This window comes from Shewanella electrodiphila (genome assembly GCF_023283985.1).
Lineage (GTDB): Bacteria > Pseudomonadota > Gammaproteobacteria > Enterobacterales > Shewanellaceae > Shewanella > Shewanella electrodiphila.
The window spans coordinates 41,441-66,779 of the sequence record NZ_JAKIKU010000018.1 but is presented as its reverse complement, the minus strand read 5'-3'; the positions used below and the strand labels follow the sequence as shown (position 1 = coordinate 66,779).

Genomic DNA, 25,339 nt, shown 5'->3' with positions numbered 1-25,339 from the left:
GTAACAGTGCCCTGAATGACCACCTGAGTCATTTCTTGTGCGTTGAGTACACCATCATTATCAATAATTTCAACGGTGATATCAGCGAGCGTGTCTTTTCCTACAGTATTGTTGCCAATGGTAGGATTGTCTTGAGTGTCGTTGGATAGAGCTCTTAGCGTGAGAGAGCCTTCTGCGAGTGATGATAAATCAAGGTTATCTAATTGCCATTGTCCATCGATGACAGTGGTGTTAAAAATTAGACGTGCACCGTTAATATCAGTGACCCACACGAGTACATTTTGACCGTCTTCAATATTTAACGCTTCACCACGCAAAGTTGTAACTAAGACTTCTGCATCATTGAGGGTGTTGTCACTATCTACGGCCTCAATGGTAATAGAGGCATTGCTGTCTTTGATTACGGTTGTGGTGGTTGACGCTGGGTTACCTGCGATATCGACAGTGCTAGCAACGAAGCTAATATCACCATCGACGAGTGATGAAACATCAGCATCGCTAATTTGCCAAACACCTGCGACGACAGTGGTATTGAAAGTGAGTTGGTTATTGAGGCTATCAGTTAGGGTAATAGTAATGGTTTGACCGTCTTCAACATCATCAACTTGGCCCGAGAAATCAAGGCGCAGCATTTCAAATCGGTTAATGACAGAGTCTCTACCCGTGTCCACATCAATAGTAATATCAGCCAATATATCAACAGGCATTTGTGCAGCAGCTGATGCAGAGTTACCTGCGATATCAGTGACTTCAGCAGTGACAAGTAACGAGCCATCATCAAAAGTGGATAAATCTTGGGGAGCTAACGTCCATAGTCCGCCAGTCACAATGGCGTTAAGGGTTAATGAATTCCCTTGGTTGTCCGTTAAGGTCAAGGTAACAGTTTGACCGTCTTCGACATTGGTAACAGTGCCTTGGAACACCACTTGAGTCATCTCTTGTGCGTTGAGTACGCCATCATTATCAATAATTTCTACGGTGATATCAGCGAGAGTGTCTTTACTAAAGGTATGACTTGTAAATCCTGGGTTGCCATAAATATCAACCACCAATGCTTTTAAATACAAGGTTCCTTCAGCAAGTGAAGAAAGATCGACTTCTGATAGGGTAAAGGCTCCATTAGATACCGTTGCAGTCAAGGGGATACGCATTCCATTTTGATCTATAACCCATACTCTAACTGCCTGGCCATCTTCTACGTTGGCGACTAACCCGCTTATTGTAGCGTTACTTATTTCGCTTGAATTTAGTGTGTTATCGAAATCAACAATTTCGATTGATATTGCAGCTTGGGTATTTTTTAATATGGTTGTTGTGGCTGTTGTTGAATTGCCTGCAGTATCAATTGTTGTTGAGGTAAAATGGATATCACCATCAACTAATGTTGAAATATCCGCACCTGATATTGACCAGGCTCCGTTGACAACGATAGTCTCGAAAGTTAACTGATTTCCCTGAGAGTCGTGAAGTAAAATACTGACGGGTTGGCCGTCCTCGGTATCATTTACCTGACCTGAAAAGTCCAGCCTTAGCATTTCAAATCGATTGATCGCTTCATCGTTACGAGTATCAACGTCGATGGTTATTTCTGAAAGCGTATCGATTGGGACATCGGCATCGCTGGTTGCAACGTTACCAGCAATATCAACGACCTCAGCGGTCACGAATAAGGAACCATCATTAAACTCGGATAAATCCAGTAAAGGCAGTGACCATAAACCATTGACGACGATGGTGGTCACGGTAATGATGTGACCTTGGTTATCAGTTAAGGTGACGTTAACGGTTTGTCCATCTTCAACATTGGTAACAGTGCCTCGAATATTGACCGCAGATATTTCTGACGCGTTGATAACACCATCATTATCCAATATCTCAATATTGATATCGGCTTTGGTATCTTTGAGTATGGTATTAGTTGCAAATGCTGGGTTACCTTCAGCATCAATTGCGACAGCATAAAGATGTAACTCACCGTCAGCTAGATCAGATGCATCTAGCCCTGATAAAGACCAAATACCATTATTCACTTCCGACGATAGTGTCACAACTTGGCCTAAGCTATCCGTGATAGTGATGAATATAATTTGGCCATCTTCAATATTGTTAGCAAGACCAAAAATGGTATTAAGATCGTCGATATCTTGTTGGTTAAGGACTTGATCTGTATCAAGCACATTGATTGAAATATTCGCAATGGTGTCTTTAATTACAGTTGTACTTGCTGATGATGAATTACCTGCTAAATCAATTGAGGTTACATTGAATAAAATATCACCATCAACGAGTTGTGATATATCAGAGGCTTCAATGTCCCAGGCTCCATTAATAACAACTGTGCTATAGCTAAGCTGAAGTCCATTGATATCAGTAAGTGTAATTAATACATTTTGACCATCTTCAATATCATTGACTAAACCTGAAAAAGCTAATTTCTTAGATTCAAAACGATTTACAAATTCGTCATTGCCTGTATCAACTGTGATGGTTATGTTGGATAGGACATCGATTGGAGTTGTAGTGCTGGATGTTACAGGGTTGCCAGCGATGTCTATTGTCGCAGCTGTTACAGTTAACGAACCGTCATCAAAACCCGATAAATCTTGAGGGATAATAGACCAAGCACTTCCGACTACTACAGCGTTGAATTGAAGTGTATGTCCAGTTGCATCACTCAAAGTAATAATAACGGTTTGTCCGTCTTCTACATTACTTACAGTTCCCTTAATCACGACCGAATTAATTTCTGAAGCATTAATTACGTTATCGTTATCAACAATTTCAATGCTTATGTTGGCTAATGTATCTTTAATTGTTTCATCGAAAGCAGGTTGTACCGAACCTTGATATAAAGGTGCATTAATGATCGCTGTTACAGGGCCTTCTGCAAAACTTGAAATGTCTATATCTAATAATTGCCAAGTTTCATTTGTGACTATCACACCGAAGGTTAATTGCTTGCCATTGATATCTAGTAATTTTAACGTCAGTTCTTGACCATCTCTAGCTGCGAATGCATCTCCTGAAATATTTACAGTTGGTACTTCAAACTGATTTACATAGCCATCTCCAGCATCATCTATATTGATAGATAAAATTAATTCGACAAATGAATCTTGCTGAGTAATAAGTGAAGTGGTTTCATCTTGCTGACTTATATGGATATCGCCTTGAGAGTTATAACCTGATTGAGCTATCAGCGAGTTATATTGAGTCTGAATGACCTGATAAAAGTAGTTTAGACCTTGGGGAACAGAAGCGTTTGGCGCTATTGAAAGCTCAGCGGATTGATCTTGAGACGAATTAATCAATAAAGTATTTGGAATAGTGACAACTTGCTGATCAACGACGATATAGGGTGCGCTTTGGTCGTTAATGAGGATATCTTCTGCGTTGATATCATATAATGGAAGAGTATTAATGACTTGTTCAGAACTAATAGCGTGCCATTGACCATCGTTCGCAATTGCGAATACGCTCGAGCCAATTTTTACGTAATACAATACATCAATGCTATCCACAATCATTTGCATTCCTTAACTTTCAATCCATTGTCATCATTAACCTATACGTTATTGATGAAATTAAGCGCAAATTTAAGCATAAACCCTGTTAATTAATTTTTAAAGACTAGTTGAATGATTTAATTGTCTAGATTCAAAATGATATAAAAAAAGAGGCCTATTGGCCTCTTTTTGTAAACAATCTAAAATATAAAGCGGTTAACGTTAGGCTTTACTTATCTTCTTTGAGCCATTGTGCTGCTGATTTGGCGAAGTAAGTTAAAATACCATCCGCCCCAGCACGCTTAAAGCAAAGTAACGACTCCATCACAATGGCTTTTTCAGCTAACCAGCCATTTTGAATCGCTGCCATATGCATGGCATATTCACCACTCACTTGATAAGCGAATGTCGGTACGGCAAGTTCAGTTTTAACTCGGCGAACAATATCTAAATACGGCATGCCAGGCTTAACCATAACCATGTCAGCACCTTCTTGAATATCTAAGGCGACTTCATGAAGTGCTTCGTCACTATTACCTGGATCCATTTGGTAGCTGTGTTTATTGCCACCTTTAAGGTTGCCAGCAGAGCCAACCGCATCACGGAAAGGGCCGTAGTAGCTAGAAGAGTACTTAGCAGAATACGCCATGATTTGAGTATTCACATGACCTGCAGCTTCCAGCGCTTCACGAATAGCGCCAATGCGGCCATCCATCATATCTGAAGGGGCTACGATATCTGCGCCAGCTTCAGCATGAGATAATGCTTGTTTGACTAGAATTTCAGTCGTGATGTCATTAAGAATGTAACCAGTATCATCAATGATGCCATCTTGGCCATGTGTCGTGAACGGGTCTAGTGCAACATCTGTCATCACACCGAGTTCAGGGAAGGCTTGTTTTAGCTCACGCACTGCGCGTTGAACTAGGCCATCTGAGTTATAGGCTTCTTCTGCCATTAACGATTTTTTCTCAGCAGGAGTCACTGGGAATAATGCAATTAGCGGAATACCTAGTTCGACCAACTCTGCGGCTTCTTTAAGTAATAAATCAATCGAGTAACGTTCGACACCAGGCATTGATGCGACTTGTTCAGTGCGATTGTTTCCCTCAAGAATAAACATTGGGTAGATAAGATCATTCACCGATAATTTATTTTCTGACATTAAACGACGGCTGAAATCATGTTTACGCATACGGCGCATTCTGCGCTGTGGAAACGCACTAGTAATAATATTCACATTTGACTCCTGATATTAATCTCATCTTATTCTGGCGAAAATTGGCAAACTTGATTTCGCCCACCGCGCTTAGCTTGATAAAGCGCTTTATCTGCTTGTTCAAGTAACAAAGTCGGATGTTCTTCAGTTTCAACAACTGCAGCACTGACTCCGATACTCACAAAAAGGGGAATAGGGCTTCCTTCCCAATTAATTGATAACTTGGATATTGCTAGGCGAACGTGTTCTGCTAGCGTCATCGCTCCTTCACTATCAGTATTCGGTAATATAATAGCAAACTCTTCACCGCCAAAACGTGATACCAGATCGGTTGGACGCTTTAAATAATCTGAAATTGTTGTCGCAATCACTTTTATCGAGTGGTCACCCGCAAGGTGTCCGTGTTCGTCATTAATGGCTTTAAATTTATCGATATCAAGCATTAACAGCGCCAACGAGGTTTGTTGACGTCGGCTAATACGACCTTCAGCGGTTAAACGACGATCAAATTCGCTGCGATTTTTCACCCCAGTAAGGCTATCGATAGTGTTTTGCTGAGTCAGCTTTTGGTTCGCTTCATTGAGTTCACGTAAGGTCACTTCAAGTTCTAAGGTTCTTTCGGCAACCATTTGTTCAAGACGCTCATTTGCCTCGGCTTCTGCCCTTAATGCTTCATCTCGGTTTTGTTGTAAACGCACGGCTTGCTCAAGTGCTTTTTGCTGCATTTGTAATTTGGCTTTACGCTCATCGTTATAACGCATAGCCAGTACAGCTGCCATTATCACAACTTCAAATGTTAGTCCTATCATTACAGGTGTTTGCGGGAATACTGCCCAGTTGAGATAACCTAAATACATCAGCCCACTGAACAAGGAACCGACAAATAGACCAATACGACCTATTGCATATAATCGGGCATTTTTGGTTCTTTTGAAGACTTGGATAAGCGAAAAAATAATCAGTATAAAGCTGATGAAGATGACTGAAAAACTCAGTAGATAAAGGGAAAATTTAAAGTCGATAAAAGAGACAATTAAGCTTAATAAAATACAATATACCGCTAAGTAACGGCCAAGTAATAACATTGGCTTGCTGTGATATTTAAGTTGCATGACCTTTTCAGTAAACATCAATGCAAAAGCCAGTGCCAGCGGGATTAAGACGGGAACAGCTAACTGTTGTAAAGAGGGCCAGTTAGGCCATAAATACTGAAATGCAATACCATGAATACTAGCCACAATAACGGTTAAACAAATCACGTAGCCACTGTAGTAACTGTAACTGAACGACCCAGAGGCTAAGGCAATAAATAGGCTAAAAACCCCAATAGCAATCAAAATCCCAATTTGAAAACCATTCGCTAAACTTTGGGTTTCAATGGCATGGCTAAAATCGTTTTTACTCCATAACACTAAAGGAAAATTGAGGCTGCCACGATTATCAATTTTGAAATAAAACGTATGCAGTTCTCCTGGTTTTATATCAAAAGGATATAAAAATAAATTACTCTGCAATGGACGCTGATCGAAGGGGAGGGTGTCTCCCATATGTTCAATATTGAGTAATTCATTATTGACTAAATGGAATAGCTTAATGCTATCCATTAATGGGTTATCTAGAGCAATAATGCGTGATAGCTGATCATTTGGATTATAAAGACTGAAGCTTAACCAGGTATTTTTAGCGCCAATTTTGCGTAAGTCATTACTGGTTAATTTACGCCATTGACTCTGATTATTGTTCTGGAGTTTGAGGTTGGCAATTTCAGTGACATCATTCGAATTATGGATGTACAGCCACGGCTTTAAGTCGATTTTAGTGATTGAAGAAGCGGTTAAACGTAGTGGGATATTATGATGTTCTGTGTTTTCAGTATAACTGGTCGCATCATAAGCATTGACACCTGTGCTTAAGATGATGAAAAAACTTGATAATAACAATGCCATTGAGCGACGTAACCAATCCATATTATGCTTTAGCATTACCGCTCGCCTAAATTAAACAAACGAATACTATTAGCATAACAATGGGCTGCAAACTCTTCATAAGGTTGGTTGCGAAGTGTTGCGATAGACTCAACAATATAAGGCAAGTATTGTGGCAGATTTTTGCTCGACTTAGGTTTTGGGCGCATGCTTCTTGGCAGCAAATAAGGGCTATCAGTTTCAACCACGAACCGATTGTTCGGGATAAGATGAACGAGACTCGCAAGTTCTGCACCGCGTCTTTCATCGCAAACCCAGCCAGTGATGCCAATATATAAATCAAGGGCGATACACTCTTTAAGTTCGGTCTCTGTGCCCGTAAAACAGTGTAATACAGCGCTTGGGAGTTTATGGCGATAACGCTTTAAAATCGAGATAAAATCATCATGAGCATCACGACAATGCATCAAAACAGGCATATTCAATGTAGCTGCTAACGCAAGTTGTGCTTCAAAAGCCTGACGTTGATCTTTTCGAGGAGAAAAATCACGGTTGTAATCTAAACCACATTCGCCAATGGCGACGACATGCTTGCTATTGGCTATTTGAGTCAGTTTATCTAGGCTATTTTCATCCCAGCTACTGGCTTGATGAGGATGAACACCTGCGGTGCTATAAAGTTTAAGGGGATATTGCTGACAGAGCTTGGCGGACTCATCGCTCTCGGCAATATCACTGCCGATAACGATTAACGGTGAAACATGATGTTCCACCGCTTTGTGTATGATGTTGTCTATATCTGCTGCTAACCGACTACTCAGTAGATTAACAGCAATATCGATATGTTGAGGCATGACTAGTTAACGCGCTTAACTCGCGTCGTCGAATTGCGTTCGTCACTACCTAAAATGAAGGAGCTTAGCGCACCTTTTTCAATATAAACTGTCTGGCCAACTTTGACTTTATATCTGACAGTTTCAGTTTGCTTCCATGTTTGACCATTGGTAAAAGTAATAATTAATGAGCCATATGGATCTTTCTTAATTCTTTCGATTTCAAGATACAAACGATCGACTTTTACTTCTTCTTTCTTTTTCTTTAGACCAAACTCTTGTTCAGCAGTACTGGCAGCTTGAGTTGAAGCAACACTTGCAACAGCAGGTGTAACAGTTGTAGGGGTGTTTGCTGCAACTGCTGTGGTTGCAACGGCTGTAGCTTCTGTTGAAGCTGTAGGCACTGCAGCAGGAAGCTGAGTAGCAACTGCGGTATTAACTGAAGCCGCCAATGCGTCAAAGCACATTAGGCGGTCTAATTTATCAGTATGACTGGCACAATTAGCCAGTTGTTGCTCGATGTTAGCATGAGCTTGAGAAGAGATAGCCAAAGCAAAAGTGGCAACCAAGGTTAAACGCATAACAGAATCCTTCTTTATTATTGTTTTACTAGTCCATGAGTAACAAATGCAATTAACTTTAGCTGTCGGTGCGTTCGCTCTCAGACTCTTCGTTATCTGTATCTTCTTTCGGCGTATATAGCTTGGCTGCTAATAGTCCGCCTTCAAATAATATTAACATAGGAATTGCTAACATTGTTTGAGAAATAATATCTGGTGGCGTTAGCATCATGCCAACGACAAAAGCACCTACGACAATATATGGTCGTTTTTGCTTAAGCTCTTCAGGTGTGGTGACACCTGCCCAGCACATTAATACCACAGCAACAGGGATTTCAAAGGCCAAACCAAAGGCAAAAAACAACTTTAGAATAAAGCTTAAATAGCTGCTGATGTCGGTTGCCACAGTAACACCTTCAGGTGCAACACTGGTGAAAAAGCCAAATACAACCGGGAATACAATGTAATAAGCAAACGCGATCCCTAAATAAAACAGCAAGGTACTGCTGAATAACAGAGGGGTCACTAGACGTTTTTCATGCTTATATAAACCTGGTGCAACAAACGACCAAGCTTGGTAAAGCACATAAGGAATCGCCACAAAAAATGATAAAACTAAGGTTAACTTAAATGGGGCGAAAAATGGCGCAGCTACATCAGTAGCAATCATACTGCTTGTTTCAGGCAGTGACTGCATTAATGGAATCGCCATGTAATGGTATATATCATTTGCCCAGTAAACTAAACAGATAAACACCAGCAAAACACTGCCGATAGCTCTGAGTAATTTATTACGCAATTCAAGCAAATGACTAATGAGAGGTAGCTGTTGTGACATTGATTACCCGCTAGCTTTTGGTATTTGAACTGGTTGAGTCATTTGTTGGCGCACTTGATTCAGTGCTGCTTTCAGCTGATTCCGCTTTAGGTGCATCCTTTTTAACGTCTTCTACTTGGTAGGGACGATTAACGGATTGCGCAGCATCTTTTAGCTGATCAATAGACTCTTGTAATTCAGGAGAGAGGTTAGACAAACCTTTGCTTTCAGCTTTCTTTAAGTCAGCATGAAGCTCTTCGATTTTAAGCTCTTGCTCTAATTCGTCTTTAACAGAGTTTGCCATTCGCTTTAATGAGCGAATCCACCCAGAGATTGAACGTACCGCAGTAGGAAGTCTTTCGGGGCCGAGAACCACTAGCCCCAAAATTCCAATCAGCAGTAGCTCCATAAAGCCAATACCGTCGAACATAATGAATTACGCCTGTTCTTTGTCCTTTGACTCGGACTTTTGTTCAGTTGCCTGTTGAGAGGTTTTTGCAGTGCTATCTTTATCTTCTAAAGATTTTTTCTCTTCATCTTCAGGATTCATAGCATTTTTGAAGCCTTTAACTGCTCCACCTAAATCACCACCTAAAGAACGTAACTTTTTAGTTCCGAATAACAAAACAACAATTAACGCAACGATAAGAAGCTGCCAAATACTGATGCCGCCCATGAACATTTCCTCTATAGAATAAAAAAGTGTTTTTAATAATGCCTAAATTTTAGCACTCATTATATTGAGTATTATGAACCTCTAATGAATAAGTGCTAGTTAAAATTTACGATTCTTTGGTCTGGATCGCCATCCTGTGAACCAAAGCACTATACCTGCAGTTAGACAAATATAAGAAGGCCATAGTGTAGCGTCTTGATTTAATAATAGTGTGCCGCAGATCAACAATACAGCAGATGTTATTAAGAAGTAGTTACTTTTATGAGCTTTGTGTTGAAACTTCAGATACTTATCTAGCATCTGTTGTTGTGTTCCTAGCAGTTTACGACCCACTTTTAGGTTGTCATAAATAAGCTCTGGGAATTCTGGCAGTTTTTCAGCCCAATATGGCGACTTCATTTTTACTTTGTCAAATATCGCTTTAGGCCCGACTTGCTCAGACATCCATTGCTCTAAAAAGGGTTTCGCTGTCGACCAAAGATCAAGCTGTGGGTAAAGCTGACGGCCTAAACCTTCGATGTACAGTAAGGTTTTTTCAAGCAAGACTAATTGCGGCTGTACCACAATATCGAACTGACGAGCGGTGCGGAACAACTCTAGTAATACATGGCCAAATGAAATTTCATCTAATGGTTTATTGAACATCGGTTCGCAAACCACTTTAACCGCTTGCTCGAATGCTAACACATCGGTGTTTTCTGATACCCAGCCAGATTCAATATAGAGCTGAGCAATACGCTGATAATCTCGGTTGAAGAAGGCTAAAAAGTTTTCTGCTAAATAACGTTTATCAACATCATTTAAGGTGCCCATAATCCCGCAATCCATGCCGATATAAAATGGGTTGTCAGGGTGCTCACGGCTAATGAAAATATTGCCGGGGTGCATATCTGCATGGAAAAAATTATCACGAAATACCTGGGTGAAAAACAGCTCAACACCGCGCTCAGCGAGTAATTTTAAATTGGTGCCCTGGGCTCTCAGTGCCTCTACATCGGAAACAGGAATACCATACACACGTTCCATTACCATCAGGCGGGAGTAGCAATAATCTTCATACACGTAAGGTACGTACAGTGCGTCAGAATCTAAAAAGTTATTGCGAAGCTTAATCGCGTTAAGGGCTTCAAGGTTTAAATTGAGTTCCCCCAGAATTGTGGTGCGATAATCTTCAATTACTTCTGCAGGGCGTAAGCGGTTGCCTTCGCCTAGTAACCTTTCTAAAAAGCTCGCCGCTTGGCACATAAGCTGTAAATCAGCCTGTACTTGCGCTTCAACATTTGGGCGAAGCACTTTTAATACCACTTCAGCGCCATTTTCTTTGAGGTTTGCGGTATGCACTTGCGAGATCGACGCTGAAGCCAATGGCGTTTCATCAAAATTATCAAATAAGCTTTCAATCGGCGCTTTTAGTTCGGCTTCAATGGCTTCGCGGGCCAAAGCTGAATCGAATGGAGGTACTCTGTCTTGAAGCATGGCTAGCTCTTCTGCCCACTCATCATTGAGTAAGTCACGACGTGTAGATAGCATTTGTCCGAGCTTGATATAAACAGGCCCTAACTCTTGCATCGCCAATTTTAGCCGCTGAGCTGATGGCTTATCTTTGTGTTGGTTACGGAGCCAGAAAAAGCTGTGTCGCAGAAGAGAGAAGTACCAGGGTGTTTTCTTACTGGGTAAAAGTTCGTCTAAGCCGTAATGTAATACAGTTTTGATGACTTGATAACCGCGCCTGATACTTGCAATTGTCATGGGGTAATTTTTTCTCTTAATTTATCTATTCGGGTAACCAGTGCCGATGTGCTATCAGCGAGTTCTTCAAGATTATCACGAAAATGAATGAATTCTATTTGATGGGGGGCAATACGATATTCTTCGGTGGTTAATTGGCCAACGTGAGAACGTGACTTTTCAAAAACCTGCTTTGCTGAACTGGCAAGTTGTTTAGCGCCAGAAACCAACATATGCGTCGGAGCATCCCCAATATAACGTGACAAGGGCTCTGCAAAATCTAATTCAATATGACGCAGATAATGGCTAAAACTTTGTAATAAATTAACGTCGCCATCAAGCTTCAGCTTATCTTGTTTAATCAGCTCTGTTAGGCTTTCGCCTTCAGATATTTGGTAAAGTGTGGTGGCATCGGCTGTCACGCTGACATCGATATCCCCATCATAAATACTGAGTACTTGAATTTGCTTAGCAAAAACTAAGTATAAAGGCCATTCAAGCTGACTTAATTGAATGCAGAACACTTTGCCGTGTAAATTTTTAAGGCGTGCATATTCACCCTGATCTTGCGCTTGTAACTGCGCAATGGCAGTTTCTAGAGCAGCGCAAGTCAGTAATGAAAAATGGTTGGGCTGCATCAGAACTTATAACCACGGTGCAATGCAACAACACCATCAGTCATGTTGGTGTAATCAACTTGCTCAAGACCTGCATCAATCATCATTTGCTTTAATGTTTCTTGATCTGGGTGCATACGAATTGATTCAGCTAAGTACTCATAGCTGTCAGCATCTTGAGTGATTAGTGCGCCCATTTTAGGCAATACTTTAAAGCTATACATATCGTAAACTTTGCGCATTACTTCATGTTGTGGCTTTGAGAACTCAAGCACCAATAACTTTCCGCCAGGTTTTAACACGCGGCGCATTGAGCGTAATGCTGCATCTTTGTCTGTCACGTTACGTAGGCCAAATGCGATAGTGATAATGTCAAAATAATTATCAGGGAACGGTAAGGCTTCAGCATTGGCTTGAACATAATCTACGTTCCCTACAATGCCTTTGTCGCGTAATTTAGTCCGACCAACTTTTAACATTGAGTCGTTAATGTCCGCTAAAATAACTTGGCCACGGTCGCCGACTAAATGTGAGAATTTAGCGGTTAAGTCACCAGTACCACCGGCCAGATCCAACACTTTCATGCCAGGACGTGCGCCCGCAGTTGCAATAGTGTGGCGTTTCCAGAAACGATGAACACCAAATGACATGACATCATTCATAATGTCGTATTTAGCTGCAACCGAGTGAAATACGTCAGCGACTAAGTCAGCTTTCTTTTCTGAATCAACGGTCTTATAACCAAAATGAGTGTTCTTTGGGTCGCCCTCAGACATCTGTGTATTCCTATAATATGCGGTAATTAACAGCGAGTGTATGCCATTGCTTGCTTTGCAGAAACTTTAATCAGCGAGAGTGTGATCCAGTTTACTAGAAACAGCGTGGAATTCAGCGATACAGAATCGATATATGCTTTTGTGTAAATAGCGCTGTAAAAACAGTTCTACAAAATTGCCCTGCATTAGACCATAAATCTGTTCGATATTGAATAGCCTGTAAATGGTGAAATAACACATGAGCAGTAATTGATACGTTTAATCTAATAACAGGGTTCAACTATAGCCAAGCCAGTTGAGATGAGTGTTAGTTACTGAGTTTAAAACGTAAGGTTGTTTTTGCAGCGAATTGTTGTTGATTTAGACAAGACGGAGGCTTTGTGGTGCAGTTATTCTGCATAAAAGCCGATAACGTTGTAAAAAGTGGACAACAAACGTTGCCTGAAAGATTCGGCTAAAAACGGATTCTGCATTATTGAGCGAATTTTTTGCGAATAAAGAGTGTTTAGATTACGAGGCGGCAATTCTCTTGCCGCCGCTTAATCCGTTTTTATCTTGAACAACGTTCAACTAGCTAAGACCAACACGCCTAATATTGGACAGGTTTCTTCGCTTGAATATAGGCATATATTAATTCGCTAACACTTTGACCAACATCTCTATTGCCTGCGATTTCACCAGCCTCATGACATTGGGGCGCGGCTTCTGCAATGTGCAGATATGCCGTTTGACAGTGTTTGGCTATATAGTGGATGTAATGACATGCATCTAACAATGGCACGCCAGCAAACGTTGATGCACTGCTGGGCATTTTTGCAATAGCATCGACATCCAGTTCGAGCGCAACAGGAAGCTGGGTTTGGTTTAAGTTGTTGGCAATTGCCTTTAGAGCCTCTTCCAAACTCATTTCTCGCCTGACCCATATTTGCTGAAAGCTATGCCACTCGCCGCCAAATAAACTTAGCTGCTCTAGAGTGGTTTCGCTGTTTTTAAGCTCATGTAGTCCTAGAACGTGGTAATAAGCTAAGGCGCCATTGGCTGCGGCGTAACTAAAGCCATTGCCACTATGCCGTCCTTCTCGAGGTCTGAAATCACTATGGGGGTCTAGGTTTACGGCTGCGGCAGCTTGATTGAAATGAGACTTCAGCGCCATTAATAATCCATAAGCATTATTGTGGCCGCCACCAATCACAATAGGCTCAAGCTCTGCTGCGAGAATGTGACTGATTACTTCAATGACTTGTTGGTCAAGTTCAGCTGTAGCCTGTCTTAGTTGTTCTGTACTGGCGTGAGTATCGAGTTGCTTAGGTTCAATATTACCTAAAATAAGACATTCACTGCCGTTGAGGTAGCGGTTTGATTGTAGATTCAGTAGCTGGCTCATCGCGGCATTAAATGCAGTGGTTGAACCGCCACGGCCTAAGTTGGCTCTGGGGCCTGCATCTTCACTAATACCCAAGATCACAAACTGTACGCCTTGATTTTTTGCTTGTACAAGGGCATGTTTTAGCTCGCTAGGTTGAGTATTCACCTGACTGAGCAATTGCACCTGCTGGCCTAGCTTGGTTTCGCCATCGCGCGTTGATAGATATGTATCTAACCAGGCTTGAGTCATAATTTGCAGCATAGGGCCTACTTATCTCGTTATTATTGTTATGTGAGCAGTGATATCTAATTTATTCATTAGCGTTTATTTTACAGGCAATAAAAAAGCCAGCATAGCTGGCTTTAGTTTATTTATGCATTATTGAATAGATTATGCAATATTGAATCGATTATTCAATATCTAAAGCTTCAGGCGATAAAATCACCCCAGTGTTATCAGCATAAATATGATCGAAAGGTAGGAAAGTCACACCGCCAAAATTGACTGGTATTTCGACCTCACCAACACCATTACTGTCGGCGCCAATTGGAATTGAAGCAAGTGCTTGAATACCAATGTCCATTTCTTCTAATGTGTCTACGTCTCTTACAGAGCCATAAACAATAATGCCTTCCCACTTATTAGCAACTGCAATTTCTGCGATAGAAGCATCGACCAATGCGCGGCGCATAGAGCCACCACCATCAACTAATAATACTTTGCCTTCGCCATCAGCCTGAAGAGCATCAGCAATCAGGCCGTTATCTTCAAAGCACTTAATGGTGCTAATAGAACCACCAAAAGAGCTAGTACCGCCATAGTTACTGAACATAGGTTCGACGACATCAACAACATCTAAATACATATCACACAGTTCTGAGGTGTTGTATTCCATAGTGACACTCCTTGGGGTTAGCGATTTGAATAAATTCGCCAGTAGTTAAGCAATCTTAAATGAATTATATGAGCTTTTTTTGAAATTAACAGCGATATTCATCACCAGAATGCGATAAAGCAACAAGTTGATTTATAACCTGATGTTATAAGCAGCCATAATGATCCAGTTTAGCTTAGTCTGTAAGAAAGTAACTTACATAATGGCCTTGGGGTGAAACAAATATTGATCTTAGTCATCATATTACGGATTTTTATTACAACCTTGTATGAATTTTTGTTAATATCAGCACTTAATTAAATGCAGTTTGTTTTATTTGCTTTAGGGGCACGGACCCCCCGTAACGCTTATGGATGGCAGAGAGCCTTACTTAGAGGTTCTTATGGAAGGGTTAGACGTTGTTGAAATCATTGGTTATGGCGCATCTGTTATGGTGGCGATTTCGTTAATGATGAAAGACATTATTTGGCTTCGCTGGTTAAATTTTGTTGGTTGTACATTATTCGTTATTTACGGTGTACAAATTGAAGCATGGCCAGTGGCTGGTATGAACGCGTTCGTGGCTGGGATCAATATTTTTCATTTGATCAAAATCTATCGCACCAGTAAATCCGACAATCTTGCAGAAGCATCAGCTTAAATTTTTTGTCGAATGAGGTGTCTTCCCAAGGCACCTTACTTTTATTGCCTTAAGTAACTTTTATTGCCTTAAGTAACTTTAATCACCTTAACTTAATCACCTTAACTTAAGTCTCGTTGGATAAATCCTCCCTAAGTACTCTCAATTAATTCTTTCTCGAGACAGTCTAATTAACACTTTGTCATAAAACTTTCGATAGATTGTCATGTCTCCGTCATTCGAAATATTTACAGTCCTTACAATGGTTGAATAACAATTAATCAATAAGGGCACAATTATGGCAAAGGACGTGACGTTAAGCATCGCCAACTTAGACAAGCAGTTGTTTTGTCATATTTTGACTTTTTGTCGTGATCATAAAATCACTGATTTTGCTAAAAAAGTGTCAGCAACAGGTGATGGTCATTGCTACGTTTACATGGCGGTAGGCTTATTGTTTCTTCACCCACAAGGCAGTCATTTTTTTAATTTGATGCTTGTAAGTTACGTGATTGAACTGCCACTTTATTTGTTATTAAAAAATTCTATTCGTCGCACTCGTCCTTGCGCTGCATTTGCAGGTTTCGAGTCTGACTTTCAACCTTCAGATAAATTCAGTTTACCATCAGGACATACTGCAGCAGCTTTTATTATGGCGTCGGTTGTCATGACAACGTTTCCTATATTGGCACCAATCGCGTTTGCTTGGGCTGGATTTATTGGTTTATCTCGAATCGCATTAGGTGTGCATTACCCGTTAGATATTTTGGCTGGTATGGGGCTGGGTATCGGCGCAGTTACCTTGGCTGAACAATTTATTTAATCCGTTAGCGTATTTATATTGCTTTAAATAACAAGATGTCTAATTAACAACTCACCGTCACCCTAAGTGTGATGCAATATTGCTTGAGTTAGCACAAGGAACTTTATGAAAATATTATATGGTGTTCAAGGGACTGGAAATGGCCATATTAGTCGTGCGCGTGTCATGGCGAAATCATTGAGTAAAACAGATGTCGAAGTCGACTTTTTATTTAGCGGTCGTAATAAAGATCAATATTTTGATATGGAGTGCTTTGGTGACTATCAAGTAAGAGAGGGGATGTCGTTTATTACTGAGTCAGGTCGAGTTAATTTGACCAAAACGGTGAAACGTAATTTATCGTCATCTATTTTATCTGAAGTTCAGCAAATGGATTTGTCTGATTACGATTTAGTCTTGAATGATTTTGAGCCTGTTACGGCATGGGCGGCTAAAAAACAAGGGGTTACCTCCATCAGTATTAGTCATCAAGCTGCGCTGCAGTATCCTGTGCCAAAGCAGGGGATGAGCTGGTTTGATCGGGTACTATTAAATAACTTTGCGCCAACAGATATTAAGCTTGGTTGTCATTGGCACCATTTTGGGTTTCCAATATTACCGCCATTTGTCGAAGTAGAACCTAACTCTGGCGATCATAGTCATCAAATATTGGTGTATCTTCCGTTTGAAAATGCCGACACTATTGCCAAATTCTTAAGCCCATTCTCAGAGTATCAATTCTTTGTTTATCACGCAGATAAACCGTTACAGGGATTACCCGAACACATAAATTGGTTTGGTTTTAATCGTGAAGGATTTAAGCAGCATATGTCTCAGTGTGGTGGGGTGATTGGTAATGCAGGCTTTGAATTGGCGAGTGAAGCGATGACCCTTGGCAAGAAGTTGCTGGTTAAGCCATTGCAGGGGCAGTTTGAACAGTCCTCTAATGTGGCAGCATTAGAGTTATTAGCTGCAGCGCAAAGCATGGATAAATTAGATGCAGGTATTTTAAATCGCTGGCTTAAGTCAGCTTCACCTAAGCCGATTAAATATCCACAAGTGGGTGATGCACTGGTTAAGTGGCTTAAGCAAGGTGATTGGCATCAGCATCAAGTGTTGTGTAATGATCTTTGGTCACAGGTAGAGTTACCAGATAATTGGCGTAAATAAGCTAGGTAAGTGGATCGTTATACGTGCTAGAGAAGCTCTCTTTTGATGAAAATCAAAGAGAGCTTTTTAATGTGTGAATAAGGCTTAAATGGATAAGTGTTAAGCGAGTTAACTTGCTTTTGAATGGTGCTCGTGAAGTTGCTCAAGTAGTTCATCTTCGAAGGCAAAGCGGGTTTCCATTGCTTGAGCTAATTTAGAGAGGTCTGCATCTAGGTCCATTAATACATCATCATTATCGGCTTCAGTGTATTTATCATTAAAGTCGAGGGCTGCATCAGTGGTTTCACTGATTTGTGGTAATAATGTTTGCGCTCTTTCTTTACTGCTTTCGCCAAATTTCTCGCATTCAGTTACCACCTGATCATAGACCTCGAAGTGGCCTTCTGAGACATAATCCACCAATTGTGCACAGAATTGCTTAACAGCATCAGCTTTAGGCAGGCTTTTAGCGGGCATGGTATATGGCGCAAGGCCGGCAATTTTGAAATATTGGATCAGCAACGTTCTGCGATGATGTAGCCATTGATCGACAAGCTTGTTAGAGCCGCCCCATTTTTGTTCGGCTTTTTCTAGTTTTGTCAGCATAACGAATTCCAGTGTTGCAACTAATCCATATCACTTAATGTATGAGAGAAAGTGACTATTGATCAACTGTTTTCTGTAAAAGATCTAATGGATCGACCAGATAAGGTCTTATTTGATAGTGATTTGTATCACGGGGAAATAGCATAAAAAGAAAAATGCCCAGTGATAGCAAGCTACCACTGGGCAAATAGATTTTTTAAGGGCTCGATTTATCGTGCTTCTTGATTGTTCTTGCTAGCGCAGACTTTTTATACCAAAGGCGAACAAGAGGTGCAACTTTTTTATCCAATTAGGCTACCTGATACCTAAATATGGGTATTATTGTGAGCATGCTAACGATTACATTAGCAATTTCGATACTAGTTAGGGTGTTAGTTCACATTAATTTAGCATCGCTGGTTACATTAATCGCATAAGTGCTAAACTACGCGCCAGCGGATATCACTATATGTTTAGGAATTAAGCCCAATGGCAGAATTAAAGAATGATCGTTATTTACGCGCCTTATTAAAACAGCCTGTTGACAAAACACCTGTGTGGATGATGCGTCAAGCTGGACGTTATCTACCTGAATATAAAGCGACTCGCGCAGAAGCGGGTGACTTTATGTCTCTTTGTAAGAACCAAGATTTAGCATGTGAAGTGACGTTACAACCACTTCGTCGTTACGACTTAGATGCTGCAATTCTATTCTCAGATATTCTTACCGTTCCAGATGCAATGGGCTTAGGTCTTTACTTTGAAACAGGCGAAGGCCCACGTTTCGAACGTCCTACTGACACCATCGATTCAATCAAAAAGCTTTGCATTCCAGATCCAGAAGATGAATTAGGTTACGTAATGCGTGCTGTTAGCACTATTCGTCGTGAACTAAAAGGTGAAGTACCTTTAATCGGTTTCTCTGGTTCACCTTGGACACTAGCGACTTACATGGTCGAAGGTGGTTCAAGCAAGACTTTCGAAAAGATCAAGAAAATGGCTTACGAAGAGCCAGCAACATTACACATGCTTTTAGACAAGTTAGCTGACTCAGTTATCTTATACCTAAACGCACAAGTAGCTAATGGCGCGCAATCGTTAATGATCTTTGATTCATGGGGCGGTGCGTTATCTCACCACGCTTACCGTGAATTCTCACTACGTTACATGCAAAAAATCGTTGATGGCTTAACTCGCCATGCAGACGGTCGCCAAGTACCAGTTACCTTATTTACTAAAGGTGGCGGACTGTGGTTAGAATCTATGGCTGAAACAGGTTGTGATGCTCTAGGTTTAGACTGGACTGTTGACATCGGTGATGCACGTCGTCGTGTTGGACATAAAGTTGCACTTCAAGGCAACATGGACCCATCTGTACTTTACGCATCTCCTGAGCGTATTCATCAAGAAGTTGACCAAATCTTGTCATCTTACGGTGAAGGTACTGGCCATGTATTTAACTTGGGTCATGGTATTCATCAACATGTTAATCCAGAGCATGCTGGCGCATTCATTAACTCAGTTAATCAATTATCGCCTAAGTACCATAAATAAAAGTACCATAAATAAAAATACCAGAAATAAAGCGCCGCAAATAATTGATGGTGCATAATTTGGGTATTAAATAAAAGACGAGCATGGCTCGTCTTTTTTTATGGCAAGAATAAACAGAAAATTAACAAAGGACTGTTAGGGCTTGTTGAACTTTGCTGGTTGAGTTTTGTTCGAGATAAAAAATGGATTAAGCGCGGCGAGTGAATTGCCGCCTAGTAACCTAAGCACTCTTTATTCGCAAAAAATTCGCTCAACAATGCAGAATCCGTTTTTAGCCGAACCCTTCGGGCAGCGTTTGTTGTTCATTTTTACTGCGTTATCGGCTTTTTATGTAGAATAACTACACCACAAAGCCTCTGTCTTGTCTAAATGAACAACAACTCGCTGCAAAAACAACCTTGAAAGATCAACACGCCTAGACTATACAAATCATTGTTTTAACTATTTAGGTGCGCTTTATCACAAAGTGAGAATGGAATATTCTATTTTGTGATCTTTGCAAAACTCTTCATGGAACTAATTTGATATTTTATGCTCATTGTGAGAATAATATTAATAAGCTGACTAGCTTTGTTTTATGGTGGGATGGAAGCCACATCTAGTAGCCTTTGCCAAAAGAGAGATAAATATGAAAGTTCAAATTATTGTTGCGTTAGTATTCTTTGCTATTTTTGCTGCACTGCTACCTGGTACCCATTACATCTATGTTGCTAATGCTGGTTACTACATGGGGCAATTCGTAACTGTTGCTGCAGTATTGCTAATGTGGGGCTGTTTAGCTGCTGGTTTTGTGAGTCTTTTCTTCCACAAAATTAAAGCTTTGTACCTTTCAATTGAAAATGGCTAGTCACAGCCTGATTCATTGAGAGTGATGCTCGTAAACGGGAATGCTCTCAGAATGATTATTTAGCGACGCTGTCGATAGATAATATATAAAGCCACCATTTTAAGGTGGCTTTCTTGTTTTTTAACCTTTGTTTTTTCTTAAAATATTGCAGTAGCAACGAAAGGGTTAATGGGTTGCTAGCTCAATCATAAAGTGACTTCCCTTTCCTGGGGTACTTTTTATATCAATTCTGCACTTTAATAAGCCTAATAACTGCCTGACAATGGCTAAGCCAACTCCGAGCTGTGGCAGCGCTTGATTTGGCTCAAAGTTAAGCTGCTGCATAGATAACTGTTTCAAAGCCTCTACTTCATGCTTGTGCATGCCTGCGCCAGTATCCTCAACCGCTAACCACGTTTGATCATGATGTGTTTCACTGTAAACCGTTATCGTGCCGCCTTTTGGTGTGTATCGCAGTGCGTTGTCGACGAGATTATTTAAAATCCGCCTCATCAGCTGAGGATCGGTATAAACCTGCAGTTGATCCGTGACATTAAAATCTAATGTAATCCCTAGTTTTTTTGCCCTAGGGGCAAAAGTTTGATTTAAATCGAGTAAGACTTCACGCAAATTAATTTTAGCTATTTGAGCACTGATTTGGCCATTTTCAAGGGCGGCAAGCTCAAGTAACTGCGATAATAATTGCTGTAAGTTTTGCCCAGAATTGGCAGCATATTCAATGTATTCTGCTTGACGCTCTTCAGGTGGTGACAGTAACCAAGTGTCAATATAACCAATCAACGAAGTTAATGGTGTCTTTAAGTCATGGGATAAGTGAAGTAAAAAGTCATGTTTGGCCTGTTGTTGTCGTTTCACTTGTTGATGTTGCTGGTTTAACTCTTGCAGCAAGTGATTAATGTGCTCACTGAGTTTTTTGATTTCTAAGCTGCCGTTATAGCGATTCGGCAAAGCCAAATTTTCTTCTAGGGGAGCGTCTTTAAGACGCGTTAAATCGCTGGCTAACTTTTGAATTGGGCGGGTAAAAAAGCCTAATAACAGCACAAATAGAATCAACGCGAAAATCACCCAAAAACCGATTGTTGCGCCCCAAAGTTTAGGCTGGTTTTCTGAATTAATTAACGCCTGCCAACTGTCATAATCCTCGCCGCCAATGATTACGTATAAGTATCCACTATGAAGGCCGTTTTCTGTCACTAGTGGACTGACGGAGAATATTTTCTGGGTTTCAGTTGAGCGTGGATCTGTGCCTAAAATCGGTAAGTCACCACCTGCAATAAACTGCTGAATTTGGCTTAGGTTGACGCGATCTTTTTTGATTTTTTCTTCTTTGGCATCATAAGCGATGACACGGCCTTCGGGATCAAGGGTATAAATTTCAAAGCTTGGCCCTAACAGCATAAAGTCATGAAATGCTTCCTTTAGCGCGGCATCTGAGGTAATACCTTGTGAAAGTAACGGGTTGATATGCGCCATATGTTCGGCAAGTTGCAGATGTAATGATTGCTGAATTTGATTACGACTAAATTCGTGATTCAGTTGCAACCACTGCCACAGTGCGACAAATAACAGTAATACCACCACAGTCGCAGATAGGAACAGCCGGTTAAATAATCGATTCATGATGCGGGACCTACCTTGGTTCGACTAGGGTGAATGAAGTCAGAGTACTGAGTTAATTTGAAGTGCGTTTAATTTAACAGGGCTAATGCGCTCCTGCTTCGGGTGGTGAAAATTTGTAACCGACTCCCCATACTGTTTTGACTAATTCCGGGTGGCCAGGGCTTCGAGAAAGCTTAGTGCGCAAGCGATTTATATGGCTATTAACAGTGTGCTCATAGCCGTCATAGTTATAACCCCATACTGCTTCTAATAATTGCATTCTGCTAAACACTTGCAGGGGATGCTGGGCAAGAAACAGTAATAAATCGAACTCTCTCGCTGTGAGCTCTAACGTACTATTGTTAGACACTACTTCGCGGGTTGTTGAGTTAATGGTGACCCCATTAAACTCCAATTGCTCAGTTTGTATTTGTTGTACTTTACTGCGCCTGAGCATGGCTTTAACCCTTGCTCGAAGCTCTAATACGCTAAAGGGTTTGACGAGATAATCGTCTGCGCCAGCTTCTAAACCTAAAACAATATCGGCTTCTGAATCTTTGGCAGTTAACATCATCACAGGCAATGATTTTCCAGCTTCTCTGAGTTGCTGGCAAAGCATAATGCCATCACCATCAGGGAGCATACGATCCATTAAAATCAGATCGAGTGATTTAGTGTCGATGATTTGCATGGCTTGGCTTAAGGTCGTGGCATGAAACACTTCGTAGTTTAATGCCGTGAGATTCAACATAATCAGCTTGGCTAAATCTTGTTCGTCTTCAACCAGTAAAATATGTTGCTTTATCTGGTGGCCGTTATGCTTAGTGTTATCGTTCATCCAAAATTTCCCAAATCAGATCCCTAATAACCAGACCTGAGATGGGAAGATTAAATTTCAACCTGTTTGTTTTTTATTTGTTAACAAACTTGTTTAAGCTTAATCATGGATGTTTTCACTATTCCGTTCGACTAATCGAAATGGAGATTGCCGGATTATCAAAACGATGTGAAGGCGTTAATACACTGTCCATCAATCCGTCGTACATGGTGATCACACCAGGATGAATATGAACAAAATCTACATCATCACGTTCTGAGTTATATCCTTCGCCACCATCAGCAGGTCCAGGCATCGTGCCTTGTGCTTCTGAGTTCGCTTCGGTGCCTGCATCGTAAACCATACCGCGCATCGACACTGACTCATCAACAGCCAACATACTAATGTCATAACTATTTAGGCCAGTAAACGCATCATTGGTGTTGACTAACATTGTGGCGACAGTGAGATTGGCAATGTCTGCTTCATCAAGTGTCACAGTGATAGTTTCTGACATACCCGGCATTAAAATACCTGCGCCACTGACCGTAGACGTTACGCCTTCAATTGCTGCAACATCTGCGGCATCGCCGCCTTCAGCAATTTTTTCCAGTGCAACATTGGCTGCTTCACCTGCTTGCCACAACATCACATCACTATTGTGTGAGGCAATGGCAATCGGTGACATAGGTTGGTTAGCCGTTAAATTGGTCACGGTAACCGTATAAGTCTGCATTACAACAGTCGGTTCAGGCGGAGTAACAGGTTCTGGTGTAGGTGATTCATCGTCATCATCAGAACAACCGCTTAGTCCTAACACCGCAATTAATGCTACTGCCGTTAAGCTATATTTATGGGTATGTTTAGTTTTACTATTTGTTAAATATCTCATCGCGAGTCCCCTTATTTGACAGTAACAACTACTTTCGCAACAGGGTTTAACCAGCGATGAATGCGGCTATCTAAATCACTTGCGCCACCGGCTGCATCAGTATCACCAAGCACACCTGGATGAGTGTGAACATTAGCATTAGTAGAACCATCCATAACACCAGTACCATTCATACCTCCGTCACCACCAGGTGCTGCAGGAATACCTGGAACGCCTGCCATACCGCCGCCATTAACCATTTCATCATTGGCTTCAGTGCCTGCGTCATAGGCATTTAAGTAAACTGTATAACTACCTGCTTCAGTAGGGATTTTCCAACCATCTAAACCGATAAAGGCATCATTGGTTGGTAGCACCATGGCAACAATTGAAAGGTGCGTCATTTCCATGGAATCAAGCATCACTTCGCTGACATTAGCCCCTGGTGCTAGTAATCCCATCGCAGGGTTAACTGCGGTAAAACCACCTGCGCCCATCACAGCAGCGTCTAAATCACCAACATCGCCACCTTCGGCCATTTTTTGCAATGCTGGTGTTGCTTCGGTGCCGACTTCAAATAAGTGACTGTCAGCATCATGAGCTGCAATTAAGATTGGGGTGAAGTGATTACCATGGGTTAAGTTAACCACGCTAATTTCTAATTCTGCAGCAGTGGCTGAAACACTGAATAGACCTGTAGCCACTAGGGCAAGTGAAAGTAGAGTCGCTTTAGTTTTCATTGATGCAGATGATGTTGATACTGAAATTGACGGTTGTACTTCTGATGCCTTTAAGACTGATGATTTCATAACAGAGCTCCTTTTGTTTAATTGCTAACGATTCTGGCAAAGGGATCTCACTGTGTTATCGCCAAATTATCACAAAAGATTAACATCGTTTATTTTGCCGAATTTATTGTGTAGTCTTGGCGATATAATGATGACAATTGGAGTCAATATAATAATGATAAGAAACTTAACTCCTGAGTATTTTCAACAGGTTATAGAGCTAGGTAATCTCGTGCATGGTGAAGGCTATTTAAATCTCGACTCCCTTGAAAAAATTTATCAAATGGGTATAAAAAATAATATTAATGCGCATTTTATCGCGATAAGTGATGAAACTTCACAGATTGACAGTCAATCAACTATCGTCGGTTTTCGATTAACTTATTCGGCGGGAAAGTGGCCCATTGATCAATGGTGCACCCCAGATAAATGGCCAGTTTCCGTTGAAGATATGTGTTACTTCAAATGCAATACAGTGGCAGAAGGTCAGCGAGGGAAAGGCATTGGTTCTCGGCTATTGCAGGCTTCAATTGCAGCAGTAAAGCAGCAAGGGGCTAAAGCTGGCGTGAGTCATTTGTGGCAGCAAAGCCCCAATAACTCGGCAGTAGGCTACTTTACACATGCTGGAGGTGAATTGATTAAGTTGCACCCGAGTCGCTGGAATCAGCGACATGACAACAGCGATTACCTGTGCGTGATATGTGGTGATGACTGTCACTGCACCGCTTGTGAAATGGTGATTGAATTTGGCTAAGTTCGCTTCAAAACATCACTTTTAATGTATTTCAGC

24 protein-coding genes are annotated in these 25,339 nt (G+C 41.0%); 6 read left to right on the top strand and 18 right to left on the bottom strand.

What is annotated here, in order from left to right:
• The 13 genes from L2737_RS21025 to rraA form a co-directional block, all read right to left on the bottom strand.
• Positions 1 to 3,527: Ig-like domain-containing protein (locus tag L2737_RS21025; RefSeq protein WP_248957006.1), on the bottom strand; the 3,527-nt coding region annotated here is incomplete at its 3' end.
• A gap of 208 nt (positions 3,528 to 3,735) precedes the next feature.
• Entirely contained in the window at positions 3,736 to 4,746 is a 1,011-nt protein-coding gene (gene hemB, locus L2737_RS21020) for a porphobilinogen synthase (RefSeq protein WP_102526383.1), read from the bottom strand.
• Between the two features lie 26 nt (positions 4,747 to 4,772).
• Positions 4,773 to 6,707 carry a sensor domain-containing diguanylate cyclase gene (locus L2737_RS21015; RefSeq protein ID WP_248957005.1) on the bottom strand — a complete coding sequence of 645 codons (1,935 nt, stop codon included), beginning with the start codon at positions 6,705 to 6,707 and terminating at the stop codon, positions 4,773 to 4,775.
• Positions 6,707 to 7,504: a TatD family hydrolase gene (locus L2737_RS21010; protein ID WP_248957004.1), complete on the bottom strand. Its 798-nt coding sequence runs from the start codon at positions 7,502 to 7,504 to the stop codon at positions 6,707 to 6,709. The genes L2737_RS21015 and L2737_RS21010 overlap by 1 nt, the downstream gene beginning before the upstream one ends.
• Before the next feature lie 2 nt (positions 7,505 to 7,506).
• Positions 7,507 to 8,064, bottom strand: a complete 558-nt coding sequence (locus tag L2737_RS21005) for a hypothetical protein (protein ID WP_248957003.1) — start codon at positions 8,062 to 8,064, stop codon at positions 7,507 to 7,509.
• Between the two features lie 58 nt (positions 8,065 to 8,122).
• Positions 8,123 to 8,881 carry a twin-arginine translocase subunit TatC gene (gene tatC / locus L2737_RS21000; protein WP_102526386.1) on the bottom strand — a complete coding sequence of 253 codons (759 nt, stop codon included), beginning with the start codon at positions 8,879 to 8,881 and terminating at the stop codon, positions 8,123 to 8,125.
• Positions 8,882 to 8,891: 10 nt separating this feature from the next.
• A complete protein-coding gene (gene tatB, locus L2737_RS20995) occupies positions 8,892 to 9,290 on the bottom strand; it encodes a Sec-independent protein translocase protein TatB (protein WP_102526387.1) in 399 nt (132 codons plus the stop codon).
• 6 nt (positions 9,291 to 9,296) lie between these two features.
• Positions 9,297 to 9,536, bottom strand: a complete 240-nt coding sequence (gene tatA, locus L2737_RS20990) for a Sec-independent protein translocase subunit TatA (protein ID WP_102526388.1) — start codon at positions 9,534 to 9,536, stop codon at positions 9,297 to 9,299.
• 99 nt (positions 9,537 to 9,635) lie between these two features.
• Positions 9,636 to 11,285 carry a ubiquinone biosynthesis regulatory protein kinase UbiB gene (gene ubiB, locus L2737_RS20985; protein ID WP_248957002.1) on the bottom strand — a complete coding sequence of 550 codons (1,650 nt, stop codon included), beginning with the start codon at positions 11,283 to 11,285 and terminating at the stop codon, positions 9,636 to 9,638.
• Positions 11,282 to 11,902: a ubiquinone biosynthesis accessory factor UbiJ gene (locus L2737_RS20980; protein ID WP_248957001.1), complete on the bottom strand. Its 621-nt coding sequence runs from the start codon at positions 11,900 to 11,902 to the stop codon at positions 11,282 to 11,284. Before L2737_RS20980 ends, ubiB begins: the two co-directional genes overlap by 4 nt.
• Positions 11,902 to 12,657 carry a bifunctional demethylmenaquinone methyltransferase/2-methoxy-6-polyprenyl-1,4-benzoquinol methylase UbiE gene (gene ubiE, locus L2737_RS20975; RefSeq protein WP_102526391.1) on the bottom strand — a complete coding sequence of 252 codons (756 nt, stop codon included), beginning with the start codon at positions 12,655 to 12,657 and terminating at the stop codon, positions 11,902 to 11,904. The genes L2737_RS20980 and ubiE overlap by 1 nt, the downstream gene beginning before the upstream one ends.
• A gap of 589 nt (positions 12,658 to 13,246) precedes the next feature.
• Complete coding sequence (locus L2737_RS20970; RefSeq protein WP_248957000.1) at positions 13,247 to 14,284, bottom strand: formimidoylglutamase; 1,038 nt, start codon at positions 14,282 to 14,284, stop codon at positions 13,247 to 13,249.
• 148 nt (positions 14,285 to 14,432) lie between these two features.
• Positions 14,433 to 14,918 carry a ribonuclease E activity regulator RraA gene (gene rraA / locus L2737_RS20965; RefSeq protein ID WP_102526393.1) on the bottom strand — a complete coding sequence of 162 codons (486 nt, stop codon included), beginning with the start codon at positions 14,916 to 14,918 and terminating at the stop codon, positions 14,433 to 14,435.
• Between the two features lie 382 nt (positions 14,919 to 15,300).
• On the opposite strand from rraA, the gene L2737_RS20960 reads away from it, so the two are divergent.
• The 3 genes from L2737_RS20960 (at position 15,301) to L2737_RS20950 (ending at position 17,509) form a co-directional block, all read left to right on the top strand.
• The gene (locus L2737_RS20960) at positions 15,301 to 15,558 is read left to right on the top strand and encodes a YgjV family protein (protein ID WP_102526446.1); all 258 of its coding nucleotides are present in this window, start codon (positions 15,301 to 15,303) and stop codon (positions 15,556 to 15,558) included.
• 277 nt (positions 15,559 to 15,835) lie between these two features.
• Positions 15,836 to 16,360: a phosphatase PAP2 family protein gene (locus tag L2737_RS20955; protein WP_229371562.1), complete on the top strand. Its 525-nt coding sequence runs from the start codon at positions 15,836 to 15,838 to the stop codon at positions 16,358 to 16,360.
• A gap of 105 nt (positions 16,361 to 16,465) precedes the next feature.
• Positions 16,466 to 17,509 (top strand): MJ1255/VC2487 family glycosyltransferase, encoded by a 1,044-nt coding sequence (locus L2737_RS20950; protein WP_102526394.1) that lies wholly within the window; start codon positions 16,466 to 16,468, stop codon positions 17,507 to 17,509.
• Positions 17,510 to 17,617: 108 nt separating this feature from the next.
• Here L2737_RS20950 and rsd read toward each other — a convergent pair whose 3' ends face one another.
• Complete coding sequence (gene rsd, locus L2737_RS20945; RefSeq protein ID WP_102526395.1) at positions 17,618 to 18,094, bottom strand: sigma D regulator; 477 nt, start codon at positions 18,092 to 18,094, stop codon at positions 17,618 to 17,620.
• 468 nt (positions 18,095 to 18,562) lie between these two features.
• On the opposite strand from rsd, the gene hemE reads away from it, so the two are divergent.
• Positions 18,563 to 19,627 carry a uroporphyrinogen decarboxylase gene (gene hemE, locus L2737_RS20940; RefSeq protein WP_102526396.1) on the top strand — a complete coding sequence of 355 codons (1,065 nt, stop codon included), beginning with the start codon at positions 18,563 to 18,565 and terminating at the stop codon, positions 19,625 to 19,627.
• A gap of 628 nt (positions 19,628 to 20,255) precedes the next feature.
• Positions 20,256 to 20,474, top strand: a complete 219-nt coding sequence (locus tag L2737_RS20935) for a hypothetical protein (protein ID WP_102526397.1) — start codon at positions 20,256 to 20,258, stop codon at positions 20,472 to 20,474.
• Between the two features lie 165 nt (positions 20,475 to 20,639).
• On the opposite strand, the gene L2737_RS20930 is transcribed toward L2737_RS20935, so the two are convergent.
• From L2737_RS20930 to L2737_RS20915, 4 genes are all read right to left on the bottom strand, one after another.
• Entirely contained in the window at positions 20,640 to 22,094 is a 1,455-nt protein-coding gene (locus L2737_RS20930) for a sensor histidine kinase (protein ID WP_248956999.1), read from the bottom strand.
• Positions 22,095 to 22,176: 82 nt separating this feature from the next.
• Positions 22,177 to 22,911, bottom strand: coding sequence for a response regulator transcription factor (locus L2737_RS20925; RefSeq protein WP_248956998.1), 735 nt, complete (start codon positions 22,909 to 22,911; stop codon positions 22,177 to 22,179).
• A gap of 118 nt (positions 22,912 to 23,029) precedes the next feature.
• Positions 23,030 to 23,782: a spondin domain-containing protein gene (locus L2737_RS20920; RefSeq protein ID WP_248956997.1), complete on the bottom strand. Its 753-nt coding sequence runs from the start codon at positions 23,780 to 23,782 to the stop codon at positions 23,030 to 23,032.
• 11 nt (positions 23,783 to 23,793) lie between these two features.
• On the bottom strand, positions 23,794 to 24,501 hold the full coding sequence (locus L2737_RS20915; RefSeq protein ID WP_248957008.1) for a spondin domain-containing protein: 708 nt from the start codon (positions 24,499 to 24,501) through the stop codon (positions 23,794 to 23,796).
• A 223-nt stretch (positions 24,502 to 24,724) separates the two neighbouring features.
• Between L2737_RS20915 and L2737_RS20910 the strand changes: the two genes are divergently transcribed.
• Positions 24,725 to 25,303, top strand: a complete 579-nt coding sequence (locus L2737_RS20910; RefSeq protein WP_248956996.1) for a GNAT family N-acetyltransferase — start codon at positions 24,725 to 24,727, stop codon at positions 25,301 to 25,303.
• The last annotated feature ends 36 nt before the right edge of the window (positions 25,304 to 25,339 follow it).

Bases quoted from the DNA above. Each gene is read 5' to 3' on its own strand.
- L2737_RS21015 (WP_248957005.1), bottom strand. From the start codon at position 6,707: ATGCTAAAGCATAATATGGATTGGTTACGTCGCTCAATGGCATTGTTA.
- L2737_RS21010 (WP_248957004.1), bottom strand. From the start codon at position 7,504: ATGCCTCAACATATCGATATTGCTGTTAATCTACTGAGTAGTCGGTTA.
- L2737_RS21005 (WP_248957003.1), bottom strand. From the start codon at position 8,064: ATGCGTTTAACCTTGGTTGCCACTTTTGCTTTGGCTATCTCTTCTCAA.
- tatC (WP_102526386.1), bottom strand. From the start codon at position 8,881: ATGTCACAACAGCTACCTCTCATTAGTCATTTGCTTGAATTGCGTAAT.
- tatB (WP_102526387.1), bottom strand. From the start codon at position 9,290: ATGTTCGACGGTATTGGCTTTATGGAGCTACTGCTGATTGGAATTTTG.
- tatA (WP_102526388.1), bottom strand. From the start codon at position 9,536: ATGGGCGGCATCAGTATTTGGCAGCTTCTTATCGTTGCGTTAATTGTT.
- ubiB (WP_248957002.1), bottom strand. From the start codon at position 11,285: ATGACAATTGCAAGTATCAGGCGCGGTTATCAAGTCATCAAAACTGTA.
- L2737_RS20980 (WP_248957001.1), bottom strand. From the start codon at position 11,902: ATGCAGCCCAACCATTTTTCATTACTGACTTGCGCTGCTCTAGAAACT.
- ubiE (WP_102526391.1), bottom strand. From the start codon at position 12,657: ATGTCTGAGGGCGACCCAAAGAACACTCATTTTGGTTATAAGACCGTT.
- L2737_RS20970 (WP_248957000.1), bottom strand. From the start codon at position 14,284: ATGCTGCAAATTATGACTCAAGCCTGGTTAGATACATATCTATCAACG.
- rraA (WP_102526393.1), bottom strand. From the start codon at position 14,918: ATGGAATACAACACCTCAGAACTGTGTGATATGTATTTAGATGTTGTT.
- L2737_RS20960 (WP_102526446.1), top strand. From the start codon at position 15,301: ATGGAAGGGTTAGACGTTGTTGAAATCATTGGTTATGGCGCATCTGTT.
- L2737_RS20955 (WP_229371562.1), top strand. From the start codon at position 15,836: ATGGCAAAGGACGTGACGTTAAGCATCGCCAACTTAGACAAGCAGTTG.
- L2737_RS20950 (WP_102526394.1), top strand. From the start codon at position 16,466: ATGAAAATATTATATGGTGTTCAAGGGACTGGAAATGGCCATATTAGT.
- rsd (WP_102526395.1), bottom strand. From the start codon at position 18,094: ATGCTGACAAAACTAGAAAAAGCCGAACAAAAATGGGGCGGCTCTAAC.
- hemE (WP_102526396.1), top strand. From the start codon at position 18,563: ATGGCAGAATTAAAGAATGATCGTTATTTACGCGCCTTATTAAAACAG.
- L2737_RS20935 (WP_102526397.1), top strand. From the start codon at position 20,256: ATGAAAGTTCAAATTATTGTTGCGTTAGTATTCTTTGCTATTTTTGCT.
- L2737_RS20930 (WP_248956999.1), bottom strand. From the start codon at position 22,094: ATGAATCGATTATTTAACCGGCTGTTCCTATCTGCGACTGTGGTGGTA.
- L2737_RS20925 (WP_248956998.1), bottom strand. From the start codon at position 22,911: ATGAACGATAACACTAAGCATAACGGCCACCAGATAAAGCAACATATT.
- L2737_RS20920 (WP_248956997.1), bottom strand. From the start codon at position 23,782: ATGAGATATTTAACAAATAGTAAAACTAAACATACCCATAAATATAGC.
- L2737_RS20915 (WP_248957008.1), bottom strand. From the start codon at position 24,501: ATGAAAACTAAAGCGACTCTACTTTCACTTGCCCTAGTGGCTACAGGT.
- L2737_RS20910 (WP_248956996.1), top strand. From the start codon at position 24,725: ATGATAAGAAACTTAACTCCTGAGTATTTTCAACAGGTTATAGAGCTA.